The sequence below is a fragment of the Vreelandella nanhaiensis genome (genome assembly GCF_003990185.1).
GTDB classification, from domain to species: Bacteria; Pseudomonadota; Gammaproteobacteria; order Pseudomonadales; family Halomonadaceae; genus Vreelandella; species Vreelandella nanhaiensis.
Genome location: NZ_RZHF01000004.1, coordinates 487,849 through 505,821, shown reverse-complemented (window position 1 = coordinate 505,821; position 17,973 = coordinate 487,849). Strand labels below are relative to the sequence as shown.

Here is a 17,973-nt window from a genome sequence, read left to right as displayed (position 1 = left end):
GCAAGCGCCGGTTCGTTTGACCTAGCGGGCCAGCAGTTCGCCAAGCATTGAAGAGAGTGCTGCCTGGCTTACACGCTGCTGCTCGCGGTCGTCGCGCAGGAACTTGAGCGTTGCCATCTGATCGGCAAGCTCGTCTTCGCCCAGCAAAATGGCAAGCGTCGCCGCGCTCTTGTCGGCCTTTTTCATGCGGCTTTTGAAACTGCCGCCGCCGCAGTGCAGTTGAAGGCGCAGGCCGGGAAGCTCGCTACGCAGCTGCTCGGCGAGCGTGAGCGCGGTAACGGTCGCGCTGTCATCCATGGGCACAAGATAGACGTCACAGCCACCCAGAGCCTCTTCAGGTACCAGATTCAACGTTTCCAGCAGCAGAATCAGCCGTTCGATGCCCATCGCAAATCCGACCGCCGGGGTCGGCTTGCCGCCCAGCTGTTCCACCATGCCGTCATAACGGCCACCGGCACATACCGTACCCTGACTGCCCAGCGCCGAGGTAGTCCATTCAAATACCGTGCGGCAGTAGTAGTCGAGCCCACGCACCAGGCGGGGGTTGATCACAAAGGGAATGCCTGCTGCATCCAGCATGGCCTTTAGCTGCTCAAAATGCTCGCGAGACTCGTCATCCAGATGATCCATTAACTGCGGTGCGCCATTGAGCATATCGGCCATGGCCGGATTTTTGGAATCCAGAATGCGCAGCGGGTTGCTGATCAGGCGACGCTGGGAGTCCTCATCGAGAATTTCGCGGTGCTGCTCGAAGTAGGCCACTAGCTTTTCACGGTAGGCAAGACGTGCCTCCGCTGAGCCCAGAGAGTTCAGCTCAAGAGTCACGTGCTCAAACAGGCCAAGCTCTTTCCACAGGCGTGCAGAAATCAGGATGACTTCAGCGTCAATGTCCGGGCCTTCAAAGCCGTAAGTTTCCACGCCCACCTGATGAAACTGGCGATAGCGGCCTTTTTGCGGGCGTTCATGACGAAACATCGGGCCCTGGTACCAAAGCCGCTGGGTCTGGTTGTGCAGCAGGCCATGTTCCATCGCCGCGCGTACACAGCTGGCGGTGCCTTCAGGTCGCAGAGTCAGGCTGTCGCCGTTGCGGTCTTCAAAGGTGTACATCTCTTTTTCGACAATATCGGTCACTTCGCCGATCGAGCGGGCAAACAGGGCGGTTTGCTCAACGATAGGAGTGCGGATCTCGTCAAAGCCATAGCGCTGCATCAGCTGGCGCACCTTGGTCTCAAAAAATTGCCAGCGAGGGCTATCGCTGGGCAACAGGTCGTTCATTCCACGGATGGCTTGAATCTTTTTAGCGGCGGACTTGCTCAATGAAAACTCCTTGTTCTGCATCCTGGCTGATGCGCTGTCCCGGCGATCAAATGCTGCGGGCAATCATGTCATCTTCTTGCTGCTGTTTCTGGCGCACTTTTTCGCGGATTAGCCGCTCCAAGTCATCCACTAAGTGGTCATTGCTCAGCTTACTGGCGGGCTTGCCATCGATATACACCAGGTTGGCAGGGCTGCCGCCTGTTAAGCCGATATCAGTCTCTTTGGCTTCACCTGGCCCGTTGACCACACAGCCGATGACTGAGACATCCAGCGGCGTCATCACGTCTTCCAGGCGCTCTTCAAGCTGGTTCATGGTGCTGATAACGTCAAAGTTCTGCCGTGAGCAGCTAGGGCAGGCGATAAAGTTAATGCCTTTGGCACGCAACTTGAGGCTTTTGAGCATATCAAAGCCGACCTTGACCTCCTCGACCGGGTCGGCAGCAAGCGACACGCGAATGGTATCGCCAATACCGTCCATCAGTAGCATACCTAGGCCGATGGAGGATTTGACAGTACCCGAACGCAGCCCGCCAGCTTCCGTAATACCCAGGTGAAGCGGCTGCTCGATACGGGTGGCCAGGTCGCGATAGGCGGCCACGGCCATAAACACGTCAGAGGCTTTGACGCTGACCTTGAAGTCGGGAAAATCGAGCCGGTCCAGGTGGTCGATATGGCGCATGGCTGATTCAACTAGCGCGGCAGGCGTGGGTTCGCCGTACTTCTTCTGCAGATCCTTTTCCAGCGAGCCTGCGTTCACGCCAATACGGATAGGGATGCCGTTGTCACGCGCGGCGCTGACCACGGCACGCACACGGTCTTCACGGCCAATGTTGCCAGGGTTGATGCGCAGGCAGTCAACGCCCAGTTCGGCTACGCGCAGGGCAATCTTGTAATCGAAGTGGATGTCTGCAACGAGCGGCACATCCACCAGCTTCTTGATCTTGCCAAAGGCTTCGGCGGCGTCCATATCGGGTACTGAAACGCGCACGATATCCGCACCGGCCTTTTCCAGCTGCTGGATCTGCGCCACGGTAGCCGCCACATCCAGCGTGTTGGTGTTAGTCATGCTCTGTACGGAAATAGGCGCATTTCCGCCTACCGCGACCTTGCCTACATGAATTTGGCGGGACTGGCGGCGTTTTATCGGAGAAGGGGCGTGCATAAGACGGGTCACTCTCCCAGAGTAAATCGGGCTACATTATTGGCACCTGCGCGTTCTACAAGATTGACCTGCTCACCTTGATAACGCAGCACGACGCCAGTGGCGTTTCCTACGGTTAAACGAAACGGCGGCTCACCTTCCACCGTGGCAGTGGTGCCCGGCGTTTGTAAGCCAACAAAGACACGCTGGTTGTTGGCATCGAAAATTTCAGTCCATGACTGCTCGTTGAACGTGAGTTCCAGCCGGTTGTCACTGTTCGCAGGCGCAGGCTCTTCGACAGCTTCGCCGGAGGTGTTCGCCGCTACATCCAGGGCAGCGACATCGTTCACTGTCGCGGTTTGCTCAGCGTCAGCAGGTGCGGCTTCGCTTTCGGTTGCCTCCACGGCATAAGCTTCCTCTTCAGGCTGCGTTGAACGAACACCCGCCTGCTCTTGTTCTGAGGAGAGCGCCGGTGTCGTGGGAGGCGCCGGCTCGGCACCTTCCTCGGCGGCTGAAGATGGCTCGCTGTTCTCTTCCATGGCCGGTGTTTCATCGAAGCTGGGCGGCTCGCTGCCCCCCCGGCTTTGCCACCACATCACTGTCACGCCGATCAAGCCTGCAATGACCAATACCGTCATCAGCCTGAAGAGCCAGACACCAAGCTTTGATGGTGGACGATTGACGGAGACTGGCGTCACTTTACGCTCGGCATCGGTCGCGCCATAGCGCTCCTTGTAGGCGTCCAGTACCAGACGATCATCCAGGCCCAGGTATCTGGCGTAGGCGCGCAGATAACCCCGGCGGTAAGCTGTTATCGGGATTTCGTCGTAGCGGTCCTGCTCAAGGCCTTCGACCACCGCAGGGCGCAAATTGAGTGCACGGGCAGCCTCGCCCAGCGGTACACCTAGCTGTTCACGCTGGCGTGAGAGGAGCTCGCCAGGGGAGGCGTTGATACGAGAAGAAGTAACGCTATCTTGAAATTGTGTGTCGCTCATGGCTGAGCATCCTTAAATAATTAGGTGATCAGGGCGTCAATTAATAAGTGCCCAGCTGGCGCTGGTAATCGGCAGCCGTGGCGTCATCGCCTTCGGCGCGGGCGATATCAATCGCCAGTTCCAGCACGGCCCGGTCTGGGCCAGCCAGCTGCAAGTAAGTGTGCAGCGGTGGCGAGGCATCCATGTAGTTGCCCTGCAAAACTTCCAGTTCGGCTAACGTTAAATATCCAGGTGTATGACGCGGGTCGATACGCTGCGCACGGATTAAATGGCCGCGCGCTTTATCAAATTCTTCCAGTGCCAGATAACATTGGCCCAAGTTGGTAAAGAGTTGGGCGCGGCTGGCGTACTGTGGATCTTCTGCAGCACTTTCCAGCTGTTTGCAGGCAGCTTCTATCTGCCCCTGCTGATACAAAAAGGCCGCGTAATTGTTACGCGCCCGGGTAAAGGTAGGCTCGGCGTCTATGGCCTGTTGAAAATACGTTTCGGCAAGCTCAACGTCGCCTTGCTGCTGATAGACTAGCGCCATGGCCTGGAGCGCTTGCGCATGACGTGGGTCGACCTTCAATGCGCGCTCAAGAGCGCTACGTGCTCGAGGCAGGTTGGCTTGTTCAAGGTACGCGACCCCTAGCTGGGTATAAGCGTCCCTGGCATCGTTATTTGCCTGGGTGGGCGAAGAACTGGATGTGGCACAGCCGGCTAGCCACACACTGCTAAACAGCACAGCGAGCATGGGCACCCTGAATGGGTTAAAGCGCCTGCAGTGACAGATCATGTTTGCCCTCATGGTATAAGTTGCCAACTATCCGCGAACACAGCAAATAAAAACGTGTCCATCAAAGCGCCGTGCTCGCCGGAAGTCAAGATAAGCACCGTTTAGTCAGCATCCAACTGCACGGATTGGATGTAGCGTGCACTGCGTTTAGTGCGGTCTTTTACGCGGCCAACCAACTGGCCACAGGCTGCATCAATATCATCGCCACGGGTGGTGCGTACCGTGGCGTTATAGCCCAGGTCGTAAAGCCACTGCTGAAAACGCATTACTTGATTTCGTGAGGGCTTCTCATACCCTGAGTTGGGGAACGGATTAAACGGTATCAGATTGATCTTGCAGGGCAACTCTTTGAGCAGGGCGGCTAGCTGCTCGGCATGCTCCTGCTGGTCGTTCACATCCTTGATCAAGGTGTACTCGATGGTGACCTGGCGATTGTCCGGGCATTTGGACAAATAGCGGTGGCACGCATCCAGCAGCGCCTGGATGTTGTACTTGCGGTTGATCGGGACCAATTCGTTGCGCAGCTCGTCGGTTGAGGCGTGCAGTGAAATGGCCAGACTGACGTCAATCTCGTCGCCCAGTTTGTCGATCATGGGGACAACGCCTGATGTCGACAGCGTGACGCGGCGCTTGGACAGACCATAGCCGTTGTCGTCCAGCATCAGCTTCATGGCGGGGAGCACGTTGTCAAAATTGAGCAGCGGTTCACCCATGCCCATCATGACCACGTTGGTCACGGGACGGTTTGCGGTATCGCGGCGCGGCCCAACGCTGCGCTGGGCCACCCATACCTGGCCGATGATTTCGGCGGCGGTCAGGTTACGCTGAAAACCCTGTTTACCGGTCGAACAGAAACTGCAGTCCAATGAACAGCCCACCTGCGAAGAGACGCACAGTGTACGGCGTTTACCGTTTTCAGCCGGGATCAGCACCGTTTCGACGTAGCTTCCGTCTTCGACTTCAAGCACCCATTTGCGAGTGCCATCACTTGAGGTGCCTTCATACACCACACCTGGGCCACGGATTTCGGCCACCTGGGCAAGTTTGTCGCGCAAGGGTTTTGACAGGTTGGTCATGACGGAAAAATCGTCGGTGCCTTCCTGGTGAATCCACTTCATCAGCTGGGCGGCGCGAAATTTCTTTTCGCCGATCGACAAAAAGAACGCTTCCATCTGTTCGCGAGACATGCCAAGCAGGTTCTGGCGCGCAGGCGCCTTTTCGACCGGCGTTGTGCTGTCAGGTGAAGAGTGGGAGGCAGGCGTATGTTGGGCTACGGTGGTGGTCATGGCGGTCAGCGTTCTAGAGAAGAGGCGGGGGCAAAGCCCCCGCGAAAATGGCCGGCAACGAACGTTGAAACGGCGGCGCTAGTAATTAGCGCGGGCAGATTTCGTCGTTACCGAAGAAGTAACTGATTTCACGCTCAGCGCTTTCTGCAGAATCAGAACCATGGACAGCGTTAGCGTCGATTGTTTCCGCAAAGTCAGCACGGATAGTGCCGGGTGCCGCTTCTTTCGGGTTAGTAGCGCCCATCAGGTCACGGTTCTTGGCAATCGCGCCTTCGCCTTCCAGTACCTGTACAACAACCGGGCCAGACGTCATGAAGCCAACGAGATCTTTAAAGAACGGACGCTCTTTGTGCTCGGCATAGAAGCCGCCCGCTTTCTCTTCAGACAGCTGAACCATTTTGGCGGCAACCACTTGCAAGCCCGCTTTTTCAAAACGAGCAATGATGTCGCCGATCGCATTTTTGGCAACCGCATCGGGCTTGATGATGGAAAGAGTGCGTTCAGTAGCCATGTATAGACCTCCTTAAAAGGGGATAAAGCAGAAATTGCCGCCCTGGCAAGCCGGGGCGGCGAAGGAAAAGCGTTTCGGCATGTGGCGGTATACGTTACCGGTTGCCGAGTGAGCGCGATTATAGCGCTTCACGCGGGGGTTGAATACCGGTGATACGCAGAGGGCACGCGGATTAAACCGTAAAGCTTTCGCCACAACCGCACTGGTCCTTAACGTTTGGGTTGTTGAACTTGAAAAAACGGTTCAAACCCTCGCTGACGTAATCCACTTCGCTGCCGTCGAGCATCTCAAGCGCGTCAGGGGCCACGTAAACGCTGGCACCATGGTCCTCGAAGCGAATTTCTTCGTCGCTGACCTCATCGGCAAAATCCAGAACGTAGCTATAACCCGAGCAGCCGCTGGGCTTGACCGACACACGCAGGCCCAGGCCCTGGCCGCGCTCATCAAGCACGTGACGGATCTGTTGGGCGGCAGCCGGGGTGATGTTGAGTGTTGCCATAAGGCGTCCTCCTGATAAAAAGCGCCAGCCGCTTAGCGTGGCGGTGTGCGCAAACCCGTTACCGCATGGCGGATAAGGGTCAGCGCGTGATCAATATCGTTTTCGCTGGTAAAGCGCCCGAAACTAAAGCGTAGCGAGGATAGTGCCAGAGCGCGCGGAACGCCTACGCCCAGCAGTACATAAGAAGGGTCAACGCTTGCCGAATTGCAGGCCGAGCCGGTGGAAACCGCCACATCACGTAGCGCCATCAACAGCGACTCGCCGTCAATACCTTCAAACGCCAGGTTCAGAATGTTGGGTACGGCCTGATCAAGCGGGGTGTTGGCCACCACGCCGTCAAGCTCGTCAAGCCCTCTCAAAAAACGCTTCTGCAAACCTGCAATATGCGCCTGATCCTCTGCATGTTGCTGCTGCATCAGCGCAAATGCTTCACCCATGCCAGCAATCTGATGCGTCGGCAACGTGCCTGAACGCATGCCACGCTCATGACCGCCCCCATGAATCAGCGCCTCCAGGCGGATATCCGGATGACGCTTGACGTAGAGCGCGCCCACGCCTTTCGGGCCGTAGGACTTATGCCCGGAAAGCGACATCAAGTCGATTCCCAGCGCGGTCACGTCAAGAGGAATTCGGCCCACCGCCTGGGCAGCATCCGTGTGGAAGACCGCGCCAAATTCGTGGGCTACCTCAGCGAGCGCGGCTATATCGTTAATGCTGCCCAGCTCGTTATTGACCGCCATCAGCGATACCAGCGCAGTATCATCACGCATGGCAGCGCGCAGCTGTTCGGGTGTGGTGCGGCCATCCTCGCCCGGCGTTAGCCAGGTGACCTCAAAGCCTTCACTTTCAAGCGCTTTAGCGGTATCCACAATCGCCTTGTGTTCAATGATCGAGGTCACCAGATGCATGCCGCGCTCACGATTGGCGCGCATGTAGCCAATCAGTGCGAGGTTGTCGGCTTCTGTTGCACCACTGGTCCAGACGATTTCACGTGGGTCGGCGCCAATGGTGTCAGCCACTTGGCGGCGGGCCTGCTCGACAGCCTGTTCGGCCTGCCAGCCCAGCATATGGCTACGCGAGGCAGGGTTGGCAAACAGCTGATCCACCGTCAGGTAACGCTGCATAACGTCAGCCACACGGTTATCCACTGGTGTGGTGGCAGCGTAATCCAGATAAATAGGTAGTGAGGGCGTAGAGGTCGTGGTCATAAAGAGCCGCTTAATTCAAATGCGCCTGGATGGCCGTTATCACACTCAGGTGCATTACGGTGATGAGGCAAGAATGCCTGCTTCAACGCGATTTCTTTGCCGCGTAGCGATACGTAGAACATCGGGGCGCTGCATCAATTGGGCAAGGGTAACGTCATCAAGAAAATGCCGGATCTGGCCGGATAGCTCACACCAGAGATGATGCGTCAGACACGTGCTGCCCTGCTGGCAGTCGGATAACCCCTGACAGCGCGTGGCATCCACCGTTTCATCGACCGCATCGATCACCTGGGAAACGCTGATTTCACCCGCCGGACGGGCCAGCAAGTAACCACCACCTGGGCCGCGAACGCTTTGCACCAGCCCAGAGCGGCGTAGCCGGGAGAATAGCTGCTCAAGGTAAGAGAGTGAAATCTCCTGACGCTTTGAAATATCTCCAAGGCAGGTAGGTCCGTACTGGCCATTCAAGGCCAGATCGAGCATGGCGGTAACAGCGTAACGCCCTTTGGTAGTTAAACGCATGACAGGTACCTCGACGCTGAACGTTCAGCGTGCTCCCGGCAAATATGCTGCCATTATGGGAAAACCTGAGTAGTTTGGTCAACCTTTACCCGGCGGCAGGGTGTCGTCAGTAGGATCTCTGGGCGCGCAGCCAGTGTCGTTTTCATCCAGAATACCGGCGAAGTCTTCATCGCGCAGTTCCGGCAGGCGGCCCTCACGGTAGCTGGCATCCAACTTGCGAAGCGTTGAACACATCCGCTCGATACGCTCATCCACAACGTGCATATGATCCAGCATCGCCTGCATGGAGCGGGCCACCGGATCGGGCATGTCCTGGCTTACGCCGTAGGCATCAAAACCAAATTTCTGACAAATCGCCTCGCGCCGCGCTGGGTCCACTTCAAGCGCTTCCTCAACGTCGGGGTCGGCGCGTTTGACAATCTTGCCGGGAATGCCTACGACCGTTGCCCCCGGTGGTACTTCCTTGGTAACGACCGCATTCGAGCCGATTTTAGCGCCTGCTCCGACGGTAAAGGGGCCGAGAATTTTAGCCCCGGCGCCCACAATCACGCCGTCTTCAAGGGTGGGGTGGCGCTTGCCCTTGTTCCAACTGGTGCCGCCAAGCGTCACGCCCTGATACAGCGTCACGTTGTCTCCCACCGTGGCCGTTTCCCCGATCACAACCCCCATGCCGTGGTCGATAAAAAATCGCCGACCGATCGTGGCCCCCGGGTGGATCTCTATGCCGGTCAACCAGCGGGAAAACGTCGACAGCGTGCGGGCCAGCCATTTCAGGTTTTTGCTCCACAACCAGTGACCACAACGGTGAAGCAACAGCGCGTGAAGACCGGGATAGTTGGTCAGTACCTCTAGAAAGTTGCGGGCCGCCGGGTCGCGGTCAAATACGCTGTTAATGTCTTCACGTAGGCGTTGAAACATGAGTGGTCCTTGATCAGGGCAGGAACGCGGTCATTTAAAGTATCGTTAGCAGAGTAGCGAGGTTGGGGCGTTGACCCATAACTTCAAGTTTACGCTTTCCCTGACTATTTGCCGGGGCCGGTTATGGCTTACCTGCCGCTTTTTCAGTGGCAGATAAAATGCCGCGTAGAATATTCATTTCCATTTTTTCCGGGCGGGCACGCAAATAGAGTCTGCGTAGCCGCGCCATCAGTTGGCGAGGCTGGGCCGGGTCGTGAAATTCGATAGCAATCAGGGTGCGCTCGAGATGCTCAAAGTAGCGTTCAAGCTCTTCGTGGGTTACCAGCTCGTCATCGACAGCAGGCGCAGGCGCAGCGTCTTGCTGGCTTAACCAGGCCATACGGCATTCATAGGCCAACACCTGTACCGCAGCGGCCAGATTGAGCGAGCTAAAGTCAGCGTTGGTGGGGATATGCACATGGGCATGGCAGCGCTGAAGCTCTGCGTTGGTCAGACCGCTATCTTCCCGGCCAAATACCAGCGCCACGCGTGAACCGGCCGCCTGACATTCATTGGGCAGGCGGTCCGCCAGTTCGCGCGGGGTCAGCATGGGCCAGGGCAGGGTGCGCGAGCGGGCGCTGGCACCAACGGCCAACGTGCAGTCGGCGACGGCTTCTTCAAGCGTTGCGTAGACGCTTGCCTGGTGCAGCAAATGATCAGCGCCGGATGCACGGGAAATGCTGTCCTGGGTAATGACCTCGCAGCGTGGGGCAACCAGGGCGAGATCTGCCAGGCCCATGTTGTGCATGGCGCGGGCAACGCCGCCGATGTTGCCGGGATGGCTGGTGCCGATTAAAACGATACGAATGCGCTCAAGCATGGTGATAGGGCTCGATAAATGTGAACAGGGCTTGGTAAAGAACTTGGTGATCAAACGCAGAAAACAAGCAGTTTAGCACGAGTCGATAGCGTGCCCGAGAGGGGTCTGCTAGAATTGCGCGCCATAGGCAATCCTGCGCCTAACGTTCTTTAACATCACTGTGACAAGGCCCGATCATGAATCCGATGGTCCAATTTACGCTGCGCGCGGCGCGCAGCGCGGTTGAACAATTTCAACGTGTTCGTGAGCGTATCGAAAACGCCCATGAAGAATCCAATCTTGACCGCCTGCTTGAAGATACGGCGCGCAAGGCCGAAGCGACAATTGTGCATCAGTTGGAGCGCGGCTATCCCCAGCACGGTGTTACCGGCCGCTATACGCCTCATAAGGCTGGCGAAGGTGAAGGGGAAGAGATCGTCTGGAAGATTGAACCCATGCATGGCTACTCCAATCTGGCGGTAGCGGGTAAAGGCTTTGCTCTCTCAGTGGTGTGTCTTATCAAGGGCCGCCCGGAACACGCGGTGGTGATCTCACCGTTTGGCGATGATGAATATATTGCCAGCCGTGGCCGTGGTGCCCAGCATAATGGCAAGCGTATGCGGGTTAGTAAACCCACCGCGATTACCGGCACGCGTCTGGCCATGAGCCTTCCCGAGGCGTGGCTGCGCTCCAGCCATTTACCGGCCTACCTTACCGTTACCCAGCAGTTGGCGCCTCAGGTAGAAACCCTGGTAGCGACGGGCTGTGGTCTGCTGGATATGTGTGAGCTGGCTAGCGGCCGTGTAGATAGCGCCTTTGTGTTGGGCATGGAAGAGCAGGATATGCAGGTAGGCACGCTGTTTCTAAAAGAAGCCGGTGCGCTGATGGGGACGCCGGATGGCCAGCCCAGTGTCAAGGTAGAAGGACAGCTAATGGCCGCAGGCCCGCGTCTTTACAAGGCGCTGATCAAGCAGCTGGCGCCGCATTTTTAAGTTGTGAATAGTGATTGGTTGATTGGTGAGCCATGAGTAGTAAGGGGTAGGTGACAGAGGTTGCCGCTTGCTATTTGCGGATTGAAAAGGCCCTGCCGGGCTTCCCGGCAGGGCCTTTTTGTCGGCTGCTTTTAAGCGTTACTTTCGCCTCAGGGCAGCTCTTCTTCCTCTTCATCAATGGCTTTCTTGGTGGGGATCAGGTCCTCACGCGAGAGCTTGAGTGGGAGCAGCAACGCGCCCGAAATATAGATAGAAGAGAAGGTGCCTACCCCAACACCAATCAGCAGAGCGATGGCGAAGTTCTGAATCATATCGCCGCCTAATAGCAACAGCGCCAGCAATACCAGCATGGTGGTACCGGATGTTGCTAACGTACGCGACAGCGTAGAATTGATCGCTTCGTTGAATATCTGCGGCATATCGTCGATACGCGAGGTGCGAATTGTTTCACGAATGCGGTCATAGACGACGATCGTGTCGTTCAACGAATAACCGATAACTGCCAGAATGGCCGCCAGTACGGTCAGGTCAAACTCAAGCTGAAACAGCGCAAAGATGCCCACTACAATGATGACATCATGAAGCAGGGCTAAAAGCGCCCCGATGGCAAATTTGTACTGAAAGCGGAAGGCAACATACAGCATCACTACGCCAAGTGCGACCAGCAGGCCCAGGCCGCTTTGGTCACGCAACTGATCGCCTACCTGAGAACCAACAAACTCGGCACGTACCAGGTTGACGTTTTCGCCGCTGGAGCGCAGCAGGTTCACTACATCACTGCCCACATCGGGGTCAAACGCTTGCTGCAGGCGAATAAGCACCTCAGTGGACGCACCGAACGTTTGCACCGATACATCCCTGAAGCCGCTTTCCACCATCAGTTGGCGAATGGCATCCAGCGACGGCGCAGCGCCGTAGCGCACTTCAATCAGCGTGCCGCCGGTGAAGTCGAGGCCCAGATTGAGCTGTTGGAACACAAGGGCGCCAATCGACACAACCAGCATTACAGCAGAGACGATAAACGCAAGGTTGCGCCGTCCCATAAAGTCGATTTGCAGGTTTGATAGGGGTTTCATTACCACCTCTTAAATTCTGGGCTGAGCGCGTGGTTCAGATCCATGTTCTTTAAATCCATGCTTTTCAAATCCACAGCTTTTTGACGGGCTTGCTGCCGTAGGTCAAGTTGACCATGGCGCGTGTGACCATCAGCGCAGTGAACATGGAGGTCAAGATGCCGATAGAGAGCGTGACCGCAAAGCCTTTGACTGGGCCGGTACCAATCGAGAACAGGATCACCGCGACCAGAAGCGTGGTGATGTTGGCATCGACAATAGAGGTGAAGGCGCGCTCATACCCTGCATGAATCGCCTGCTGAACCGATAGCCCATTACGCAGCTCTTCGCGTATGCGCTCAAAGATCAGCACGTTGGCATCCACCGCCATACCCAGCGTCAGTACGATACCCGCGATACCCGGCAGAGTTAGCGTGGCGCCTAACATGGACATTACCGCGACTAGAATTGTCAGGTTTAGGGCCAGGGCAACGTTGGCAAAAATGCCAAATACCTTGTAGCGCGCCAGCATGAACAGCACGAGCAGCAGTAAGCCTACCTGCACAGAAAGTAGGCCGCGCTTGATGTTTTCAGCGCCCAGACTTGGGCCGATGGTCCGTTCCTGCACAAAGTAAATCGGCGCTGCCAGTGAACCGGAACGCAGCAGAAGCGCAAGCTCAGCGGCCTCTGTGGGGGAGTCCAGACCGGTAATCCGGAAGCTGTTACCCAGTGCGCTTTGAATGGTAGCAAGGCTAATCAGACCGCGCTCCACATAAGGCTCACGCACAATGGTTTCTTCGCCCGTTTCCGGGTCAACCACCACCGTGTCTTCGCTCTTATGCTCGATAAACAGTACGGCCATGTTGCGCCCGATATTGGTGCGCGTGGCGCGGTTCATCAGCGTGCCGCCGGTGCCATCCAGGTTGATGTTTACCTGTGGGCGACCGTTTTCATCAAAACTGTTGCTGGCGCTGGAAACGCTGTCGCCGGTAATAATGACATCACGCATCAGCTCGGCAGAACGCGCTGGATCGTTACGGAAGACGTGAGTTTCCGTTTCTGCATCCGGTGTGTCGTTACGAGCTTCCAGACGGAACTCAAGATTCGCGGTAGCGCCCACGATCCGCTTGGCGGCAACGGTATCCTGAACGCCTGGCAATTCCACCACAATCTGGCTTGGCCCTTGGCGCTGAACCATCGGCTCGGCTACACCCAGCTCGTTCACCCGGTTACGCAGGGTGGTCAAGTTCTGGTTGATGGCGTAGTCCTGGATCTCGTTGACGGTTTGATCGCTTAGCGTCATGACCAGTCTTGAGGAGCGGTCGCTGCCTTCGCTGGTGAACTCGAAGTTGGGGAAGTCACGGCTGATCAGGCGGCGAGCATTATCGCGGTCTTCGGAGCTTGCGAAATCGATCGAGAGCGTACGGCCTTCAACCTCGGTGTTGCGGTAGCGGATACGCTCACTGCGCAACAGTTCGCGCATGGCGCTGGCATTAACTTCCAGGCGCTGGGTGAGCGCTGCATTCATATCCACTTCCAGCAGGAAATGAACGCCGCCGCGCAGATCAAGGCCCAGTGTCATGGGGGAGGCCGAAAATGCCTGCAGCCAGCCGGGCGTGGCTTCGGCAAGGTTGAGCGCCACGGTGGCGTCGCTGCCTAGAAGCTCTGCGGCAATATCGCGGGCGTTTAGCTGGTCTTCGTCGTTGCGCAGGCGAATCAGCCACTGGCCGTTTTCCTGCTCGGAAGCTTTTACAGCGATGCCGTTTTCTTCAAGTGCGCTTTCAACGCGCTGGATTTGACGCAACTCCAGCGTCTCGCCCTGGGCGCTGCTCAGCTGAATAGCGGGATCTTCGGGGAATAAGTTGGGAAGCGAATAGATAAGGCCAACCACCAGGACGACCAGTATCAGCAGATACTTCCACAGGGGGTAACGGTTGAGCATGCAAGCCCTGCCTTCAATTACAAACGGAATTGCTGTGCGGGGAGGCCCCACGCACAGCAAAATTTACCATCGTATCTACCATGGCACCCCTGCCGGGGTGGCTGGCACTGATCGGCAGGGATGTTTTAAGCGTTAGATGGACTTAATGGTGCCCTTCGGCAGTACGGCAGCAACGGCATTTTTCTGCACGTTTACTTCGGTGCCTTCAGACACTTCAAGGGTCAGGAACTCATCGCTGACTTTAGTGACGCGACCTACCAGGCCTCCGCCAATCACGACTTCATCGCCTTTATCCAGGCTGGTGACCAGCTGTTTGTGCTGCTTGGCACGTTTGGCCTGCGGGCGCCACAGCAGGAAATAGAAAATCAGCACGAAGCCGACCAGCATGACGATTTGCGCGATGCCACCGCCAGCAGCCGCTTCTTGGGCGTGGGCTGGTGAGATGAAGAAATCCAGCATTGCAGAGAACTCCTAGGTTAAGACCCTTAGTGGGTGAAAGGGTTAGGGGGGCTTTGATCAACTATTACATTAATCAGAAGCCCCTTAGCTCACCCGCCGCAGCGGATGATGATTATTCGGCTAGGGGAGGCACCGGCAGGCCGCGCCGGGCGTAGAAGCCTTCCACAAAGGTCGTCAATGTACCCGCTTCGATTGCCGCGCGCAAATCAGCCATTACACGCTGGTAGTAGCGCAGGTTATGGATGGTATTGAGCATCGAACCCAGCATTTCGTTGCAGCGGTCCAGGTGGTGCAAATAGCCACGTGAGAAATTCTTGCAGGTGTAACAGTCGCACTCCGCTTCAAGCGGGCTTGTATCGTGGCGATGCTTGGCGTTGCGAATCTTGACCGTGCCATCGGCGGTAAACAGATGGCCGTTACGCGCATTACGGGTGGGCATCACGCAATCAAACATATCCACACCGCGGCGCACGCCCTCTACCAGATCTTCGGGTTTGCCTACGCCCATCAGATAGCGTGGCTTTTCATCAGGCATCCAGGTGGGCAGGTAGTCGAGTACTTTGATCATTTCTTCTTTGGGCTCGCCTACTGAAAGCCCGCCAATCGCCAGGCCGTCAAAGCCGATCTCCATGAGCCCTTTGAGCGAGCGCTCACGAAGCTCGGGGTGCATGCCGCCTTGGATGATGCCAAAAAGCGCCGAGGGCGAATCGCCGTGGGCGTCGCGTGAGCGCTTGGCCCAGCGTAGCGACAGCTCCATGGATTTCTCGGCCTCTTCAAAGGTGGCCGGGTAGGGCGTGCACTCGTCAAAGATCATGACCACATCAGAGCCCAGCGAGCGCTGCACCGCCATGGATTCTTCCGGTCCCATAAAGACCTTACTGCCATCCACCGGCGAGCGGAAATGCACGCCCTGCTCGGTGATTTTGCGCATTTCGCCGAGCGAAAACACCTGAAAACCGCCAGAGTCGGTGAGAATCGGCTTGTCCCATTGGGCGAAGTCGTGCAGATCGCCGTGGGCTTCAATGACCTCGGTACCCGGTCGAAGCCACAGGTGGAAGGTATTGCCCAAAATGATTTCGGCACCGATCTCCTTGATGGATTCCGGCGTCATGCCTTTTACCGTGCCATAGGTGCCCACCGGCATAAATGCAGGGGTTTCGACCGTGCCGCGGGGGAAGTGGAGGCGACCGCGCCGAGCGCGGCCATCATCGGCCAGGCGCTCAAAGCGCATAAAGCATTCGTTTCGCATTGTGGTAACTCGTCAATAATCATCGGTAAAGCGAAGGGCAACGTAAAGGCGCTTAGCGGGTAAGCAGCATGGCATCGCCGTAGCTAAAGAAGGCGTAGCGCTCGTCAACCGCTTTTTGATAAGCGTTCATCATGGTGTCGTAACCGGCAAAGGCGGACACCAGCATCAAAAGCGTCGATTCCGGCAGATGGAAGTTGGTAATCAACGCATCCACACAGTGCCATTCGTAGCCGGGATAGATGAAAATATCCGTATCCCCGCTGTAGGGCGCGATTTGCCCGTCGCTACTTTTTTGGCAGGCACTTTCCAGGCAGCGAACGCTGGTGGTGCCTACGGCAATGACCCGCTTGCCTGCGGTTTGTGTTTCGCGCACCTGCTGGCAGGTGGCTTCTGACACCTCGATCCACTCGCTGTGCATATGGTGCTCAAGAATGTTATCCACCCGCACCGGCTGAAAGGTGCCCGCGCCCACGTGCAAAGTGACAAACGCGCTGTTGATGCCTTTTTCGGCCAGCGCATCCAGAAGCGGCTGATCGAAGTGCAGCCCCGCAGTGGGCGCAGCAACGGCACCGTCCCGGCGGGCGTAGACGGTTTGATAGCGTTCACGGTCGCTGAGTTCGTCTTCGCGGGTAATATAGGGCGGCAGCGGCATGTGGCCGTGCTGCTCTAATAGCGCAATCATGGGCGTATCGCCCAGAAAACGCAGCTCAAACAGCGCGTCGCGACGGCCTTCCACTACGGCGTGAATATCACCTTCAAAAATCAGCTCGGTGCCGGGCTTGGGTGATTTGCTTGAGCGGATATGCGCCAAGCCCCGATGGCTATCCAGCGGGCGCTCGAGCAACATTTCCACCTTGCCGCCGCTGGCTTTATGGCCGTGCAGGCGGGCCGGGATCACACGGGTGTCGTTGAACACCAGCAAATCGCCAGGCTCCAGCAGCTCAAGCAGGTCAGGAAAACGGCGATGCTCAAGCGCGCCGCTCTGGCCATCCACGCACAGCAAACGGCAGTCGCTGCGCTGCTCAGAAGGGTAGCGAGCAATCAGCTCATCGGGTAGCTCGAAATAAAAGTCCGCGCGCTGCATGGAAGTGGCTCTTTTCGGTGGTCAAACAGGCGGCATAGGATACCCCCTTCGCTGGACAAAGTCAGTCAATGTGATTGACCTATGGAGTTATCTACGTATAATGCGCATCCATTGCCGGTGTGGCGGAATTGGTAGACGCAGCGGATTCAAAATCCGCCGCCTTTACGGGTGTGCCAGTTCGAGTCTGGCCACCGGCACCATCTTTATATTCAGGGGCTTAGGCCCCTTTTTTTATGCCTGTCGTTTGGTCTTGATTAGCGCTTGGTCGCAGTTTGGTCGCATGTCGCCGCATTTTGGTCGCAGCTGCTGCGGCTTAAACCTTCCGATTAATGCCTGACAATAATCGGTTGGTCGCTAACAATTTCACCTAATTTCGGCAGTCTTGCGCCAATTCCATCCAGGTCTCGGTCAAACATGTGCGTATATCGGCTGGTCACCAGCAAGCTGGAATGCCCCAGCAGATCCCGCACCCGCGTCATGCTCTCACCCGCCTGGGCTAACAGGCTGGCGTAGCTGTGGCGTAGGTCATGAAACCGTAGATCCTTTCGCCCGATCGCCGCCCTTGCAGTTTCGAACGTATGCCGTATCGTGTAATGCGCGCTCTTAAAGGGAAGGTCTCTCAACCACTCTTGCGCATCCAGCGGTACCGGCACCACTCGGGCCTTGCCGCTTTTCGTCTGGTTTGGTCGCAGTATGATGCGACCGCCGCTGACGTTAGACGGATCCAGCGATAACAGCTCGCCCTGTCGCAGCCCTGTCACGGCTGCCAGGGCGATGACTTTCTTATCATCGCCACGGCTATCGGGTATCGCCTGCAACAATCGCCGCAAATCCCCCTCCGTTAGATAAACATGCCGCTCGTTTTTCGGGTTGGGCTTTTTGAGCTTGTCCCCCAGCGGCTGACTTATCCACTCCCACTCTTTGTACGCCAGGTTGAGCACCCGTTTAACGACCTGAATATGGTTGTTGATTGTGCTCTGACTGCGACCTTTTTGGCGCAGGTCCTTTGCCATCTGCCGGGCCTTGTCGACTGACTCAATGCCCAGCATCACATTAGGGCCCATGTATGCCACCACGGGCTTAATGGCTTTTACCTGGCTTGTTACATCGTATTCATCTATCCAGCGCTCAACGCCCTCGAGGAAGGTGCGCCGTAGCTGGCGCCCCATGACCTCTCCGTTAAAG

General features: G+C 56.9%; 18 protein-coding genes and 1 tRNA gene. 2 read left to right on the top strand and 17 right to left on the bottom strand.

The genetic code is table 11. The features are described from left to right. Positions 1-21: 21 nt before the first annotated feature. The 11 genes from hisS to trmJ form a co-directional block, all read right to left on the bottom strand. Complete coding sequence (hisS, locus tag ELY38_RS02755) at positions 22-1,317, bottom strand: histidine--tRNA ligase (protein WP_127059969.1); 1,296 nt, start codon at positions 1,315-1,317, stop codon at positions 22-24. 46 nt (positions 1,318-1,363) lie between these two features. Continuing rightward, positions 1,364-2,479: a flavodoxin-dependent (E)-4-hydroxy-3-methylbut-2-enyl-diphosphate synthase gene (ispG, locus tag ELY38_RS02750; RefSeq protein WP_127059968.1), complete on the bottom strand. Its 1,116-nt coding sequence runs from the start codon at positions 2,477-2,479 to the stop codon at positions 1,364-1,366. 8 nt (positions 2,480-2,487) lie between these two features. Next, positions 2,488-3,453 carry a RodZ domain-containing protein gene (locus ELY38_RS02745; RefSeq protein WP_127059967.1) on the bottom strand — a complete coding sequence of 322 codons (966 nt, stop codon included), beginning with the start codon at positions 3,451-3,453 and terminating at the stop codon, positions 2,488-2,490. 40 nt (positions 3,454-3,493) lie between these two features. Further along, complete coding sequence (pilW, locus tag ELY38_RS02740; RefSeq protein WP_127059966.1) at positions 3,494-4,228, bottom strand: type IV pilus biogenesis/stability protein PilW; 735 nt, start codon at positions 4,226-4,228, stop codon at positions 3,494-3,496. Positions 4,229-4,329: 101 nt separating this feature from the next. Further along, on the bottom strand, positions 4,330-5,514 hold the full coding sequence (rlmN, locus tag ELY38_RS02735; protein ID WP_127059965.1) for a dual-specificity RNA methyltransferase RlmN: 1,185 nt from the start codon (positions 5,512-5,514) through the stop codon (positions 4,330-4,332). A gap of 85 nt (positions 5,515-5,599) precedes the next feature. Then, the gene (gene ndk, locus ELY38_RS02730) at positions 5,600-6,025 is read right to left on the bottom strand and encodes a nucleoside-diphosphate kinase (RefSeq protein WP_126950645.1); all 426 of its coding nucleotides are present in this window, start codon (positions 6,023-6,025) and stop codon (positions 5,600-5,602) included. A 172-nt stretch (positions 6,026-6,197) separates the two neighbouring features. Then, positions 6,198-6,524, bottom strand: coding sequence for a HesB/IscA family protein (locus ELY38_RS02725; RefSeq protein ID WP_127059964.1), 327 nt, complete (start codon positions 6,522-6,524; stop codon positions 6,198-6,200). Positions 6,525-6,556: 32 nt separating this feature from the next. Then, positions 6,557-7,732, bottom strand: coding sequence for an aminotransferase class V-fold PLP-dependent enzyme (locus ELY38_RS02720; protein WP_127059963.1), 1,176 nt, complete (start codon positions 7,730-7,732; stop codon positions 6,557-6,559). Positions 7,733-7,786: 54 nt separating this feature from the next. Then, positions 7,787-8,254, bottom strand: a complete 468-nt coding sequence (gene iscR / locus ELY38_RS02715; protein ID WP_126950642.1) for a Fe-S cluster assembly transcriptional regulator IscR — start codon at positions 8,252-8,254, stop codon at positions 7,787-7,789. Between the two features lie 78 nt (positions 8,255-8,332). Beyond that, on the bottom strand, positions 8,333-9,172 hold the full coding sequence (gene cysE, locus ELY38_RS02710; RefSeq protein ID WP_127059962.1) for a serine O-acetyltransferase: 840 nt from the start codon (positions 9,170-9,172) through the stop codon (positions 8,333-8,335). A gap of 121 nt (positions 9,173-9,293) precedes the next feature. After that, entirely contained in the window at positions 9,294-10,031 is a 738-nt protein-coding gene (gene trmJ / locus ELY38_RS02705; RefSeq protein ID WP_127059961.1) for a tRNA (cytosine(32)/uridine(32)-2'-O)-methyltransferase TrmJ, read from the bottom strand. A gap of 176 nt (positions 10,032-10,207) precedes the next feature. Here trmJ and ELY38_RS02700 point away from each other — a divergent pair, with 176 nt between their 5' ends. Beyond that, on the top strand, positions 10,208-11,002 hold the full coding sequence (locus ELY38_RS02700; RefSeq protein WP_127059960.1) for an inositol monophosphatase family protein: 795 nt from the start codon (positions 10,208-10,210) through the stop codon (positions 11,000-11,002). Positions 11,003-11,151: 149 nt separating this feature from the next. On the opposite strand, the gene secF is transcribed toward ELY38_RS02700, so the two are convergent. The 5 genes from secF to queA form a co-directional block, all read right to left on the bottom strand. Beyond that, positions 11,152-12,078 carry a protein translocase subunit SecF gene (secF, locus tag ELY38_RS02695; RefSeq protein ID WP_127059959.1) on the bottom strand — a complete coding sequence of 309 codons (927 nt, stop codon included), beginning with the start codon at positions 12,076-12,078 and terminating at the stop codon, positions 11,152-11,154. Positions 12,079-12,142: 64 nt separating this feature from the next. Then, positions 12,143-13,996 (bottom strand): protein translocase subunit SecD, encoded by a 1,854-nt coding sequence (secD, locus tag ELY38_RS02690; protein ID WP_127059958.1) that lies wholly within the window; start codon positions 13,994-13,996, stop codon positions 12,143-12,145. 132 nt (positions 13,997-14,128) lie between these two features. Then, positions 14,129-14,455: a preprotein translocase subunit YajC gene (gene yajC, locus ELY38_RS02685; protein ID WP_018918121.1), complete on the bottom strand. Its 327-nt coding sequence runs from the start codon at positions 14,453-14,455 to the stop codon at positions 14,129-14,131. Between the two features lie 112 nt (positions 14,456-14,567). Then, on the bottom strand, positions 14,568-15,686 hold the full coding sequence (gene tgt / locus ELY38_RS02680) for a tRNA guanosine(34) transglycosylase Tgt (RefSeq protein ID WP_127060147.1): 1,119 nt from the start codon (positions 15,684-15,686) through the stop codon (positions 14,568-14,570). 70 nt (positions 15,687-15,756) lie between these two features. Beyond that, the gene (gene queA / locus ELY38_RS02675) at positions 15,757-16,788 is read right to left on the bottom strand and encodes a tRNA preQ1(34) S-adenosylmethionine ribosyltransferase-isomerase QueA (protein WP_127059957.1); all 1,032 of its coding nucleotides are present in this window, start codon (positions 16,786-16,788) and stop codon (positions 15,757-15,759) included. Positions 16,789-16,901: 113 nt separating this feature from the next. On the opposite strand from queA, the gene ELY38_RS02670 reads away from it, so the two are divergent. Beyond that, a tRNA-Leu gene (locus tag ELY38_RS02670) sits at positions 16,902-16,988 on the top strand. A gap of 126 nt (positions 16,989-17,114) precedes the next feature. On the opposite strand, the gene ELY38_RS02665 is transcribed toward ELY38_RS02670, so the two are convergent. Then, entirely contained in the window at positions 17,115-17,957 is an 843-nt protein-coding gene (locus ELY38_RS02665) for a tyrosine-type recombinase/integrase (RefSeq protein ID WP_185858905.1), read from the bottom strand. Positions 17,958-17,973 lie beyond the last annotated feature (16 nt).

Excerpts from the sequence above, each read along its gene's own strand:
- secD (WP_127059958.1), bottom strand. The coding sequence starts at position 13,996 with ATGCTCAACCGTTACCCCCTGTGGAAGTATCTGCTGATACTGGTCGTC.
- ELY38_RS02665 (WP_185858905.1), bottom strand. The coding sequence starts at position 17,957 with ATGGGGCGCCAGCTACGGCGCACCTTCCTCGAGGGCGTTGAGCGCTGG.
- ELY38_RS02745 (WP_127059967.1), bottom strand. The coding sequence starts at position 3,453 with ATGAGCGACACACAATTTCAAGATAGCGTTACTTCTTCTCGTATCAAC.
- queA (WP_127059957.1), bottom strand. The coding sequence starts at position 16,788 with ATGCAGCGCGCGGACTTTTATTTCGAGCTACCCGATGAGCTGATTGCT.
- ELY38_RS02700 (WP_127059960.1), top strand. The coding sequence starts at position 10,208 with ATGAATCCGATGGTCCAATTTACGCTGCGCGCGGCGCGCAGCGCGGTT.
- ELY38_RS02720 (WP_127059963.1), bottom strand. The coding sequence starts at position 7,732 with ATGACCACGACCTCTACGCCCTCACTACCTATTTATCTGGATTACGCT.
- pilW (WP_127059966.1), bottom strand. The coding sequence starts at position 4,228 with ATGATCTGTCACTGCAGGCGCTTTAACCCATTCAGGGTGCCCATGCTC.
- ispG (WP_127059968.1), bottom strand. The coding sequence starts at position 2,479 with ATGCACGCCCCTTCTCCGATAAAACGCCGCCAGTCCCGCCAAATTCAT.
- secF (WP_127059959.1), bottom strand. The coding sequence starts at position 12,078 with ATGAAACCCCTATCAAACCTGCAAATCGACTTTATGGGACGGCGCAAC.
- cysE (WP_127059962.1), bottom strand. The coding sequence starts at position 9,172 with ATGTTTCAACGCCTACGTGAAGACATTAACAGCGTATTTGACCGCGAC.
- ndk (WP_126950645.1), bottom strand. The coding sequence starts at position 6,025 with ATGGCTACTGAACGCACTCTTTCCATCATCAAGCCCGATGCGGTTGCC.
- trmJ (WP_127059961.1), bottom strand. The coding sequence starts at position 10,031 with ATGCTTGAGCGCATTCGTATCGTTTTAATCGGCACCAGCCATCCCGGC.
- ELY38_RS02725 (WP_127059964.1), bottom strand. The coding sequence starts at position 6,524 with ATGGCAACACTCAACATCACCCCGGCTGCCGCCCAACAGATCCGTCAC.
- yajC (WP_018918121.1), bottom strand. The coding sequence starts at position 14,455 with ATGCTGGATTTCTTCATCTCACCAGCCCACGCCCAAGAAGCGGCTGCT.
- rlmN (WP_127059965.1), bottom strand. The coding sequence starts at position 5,514 with ATGACCACCACCGTAGCCCAACATACGCCTGCCTCCCACTCTTCACCT.
- iscR (WP_126950642.1), bottom strand. The coding sequence starts at position 8,254 with ATGCGTTTAACTACCAAAGGGCGTTACGCTGTTACCGCCATGCTCGAT.
- tgt (WP_127060147.1), bottom strand. The coding sequence starts at position 15,686 with ATGCGCTTTGAGCGCCTGGCCGATGATGGCCGCGCTCGGCGCGGTCGC.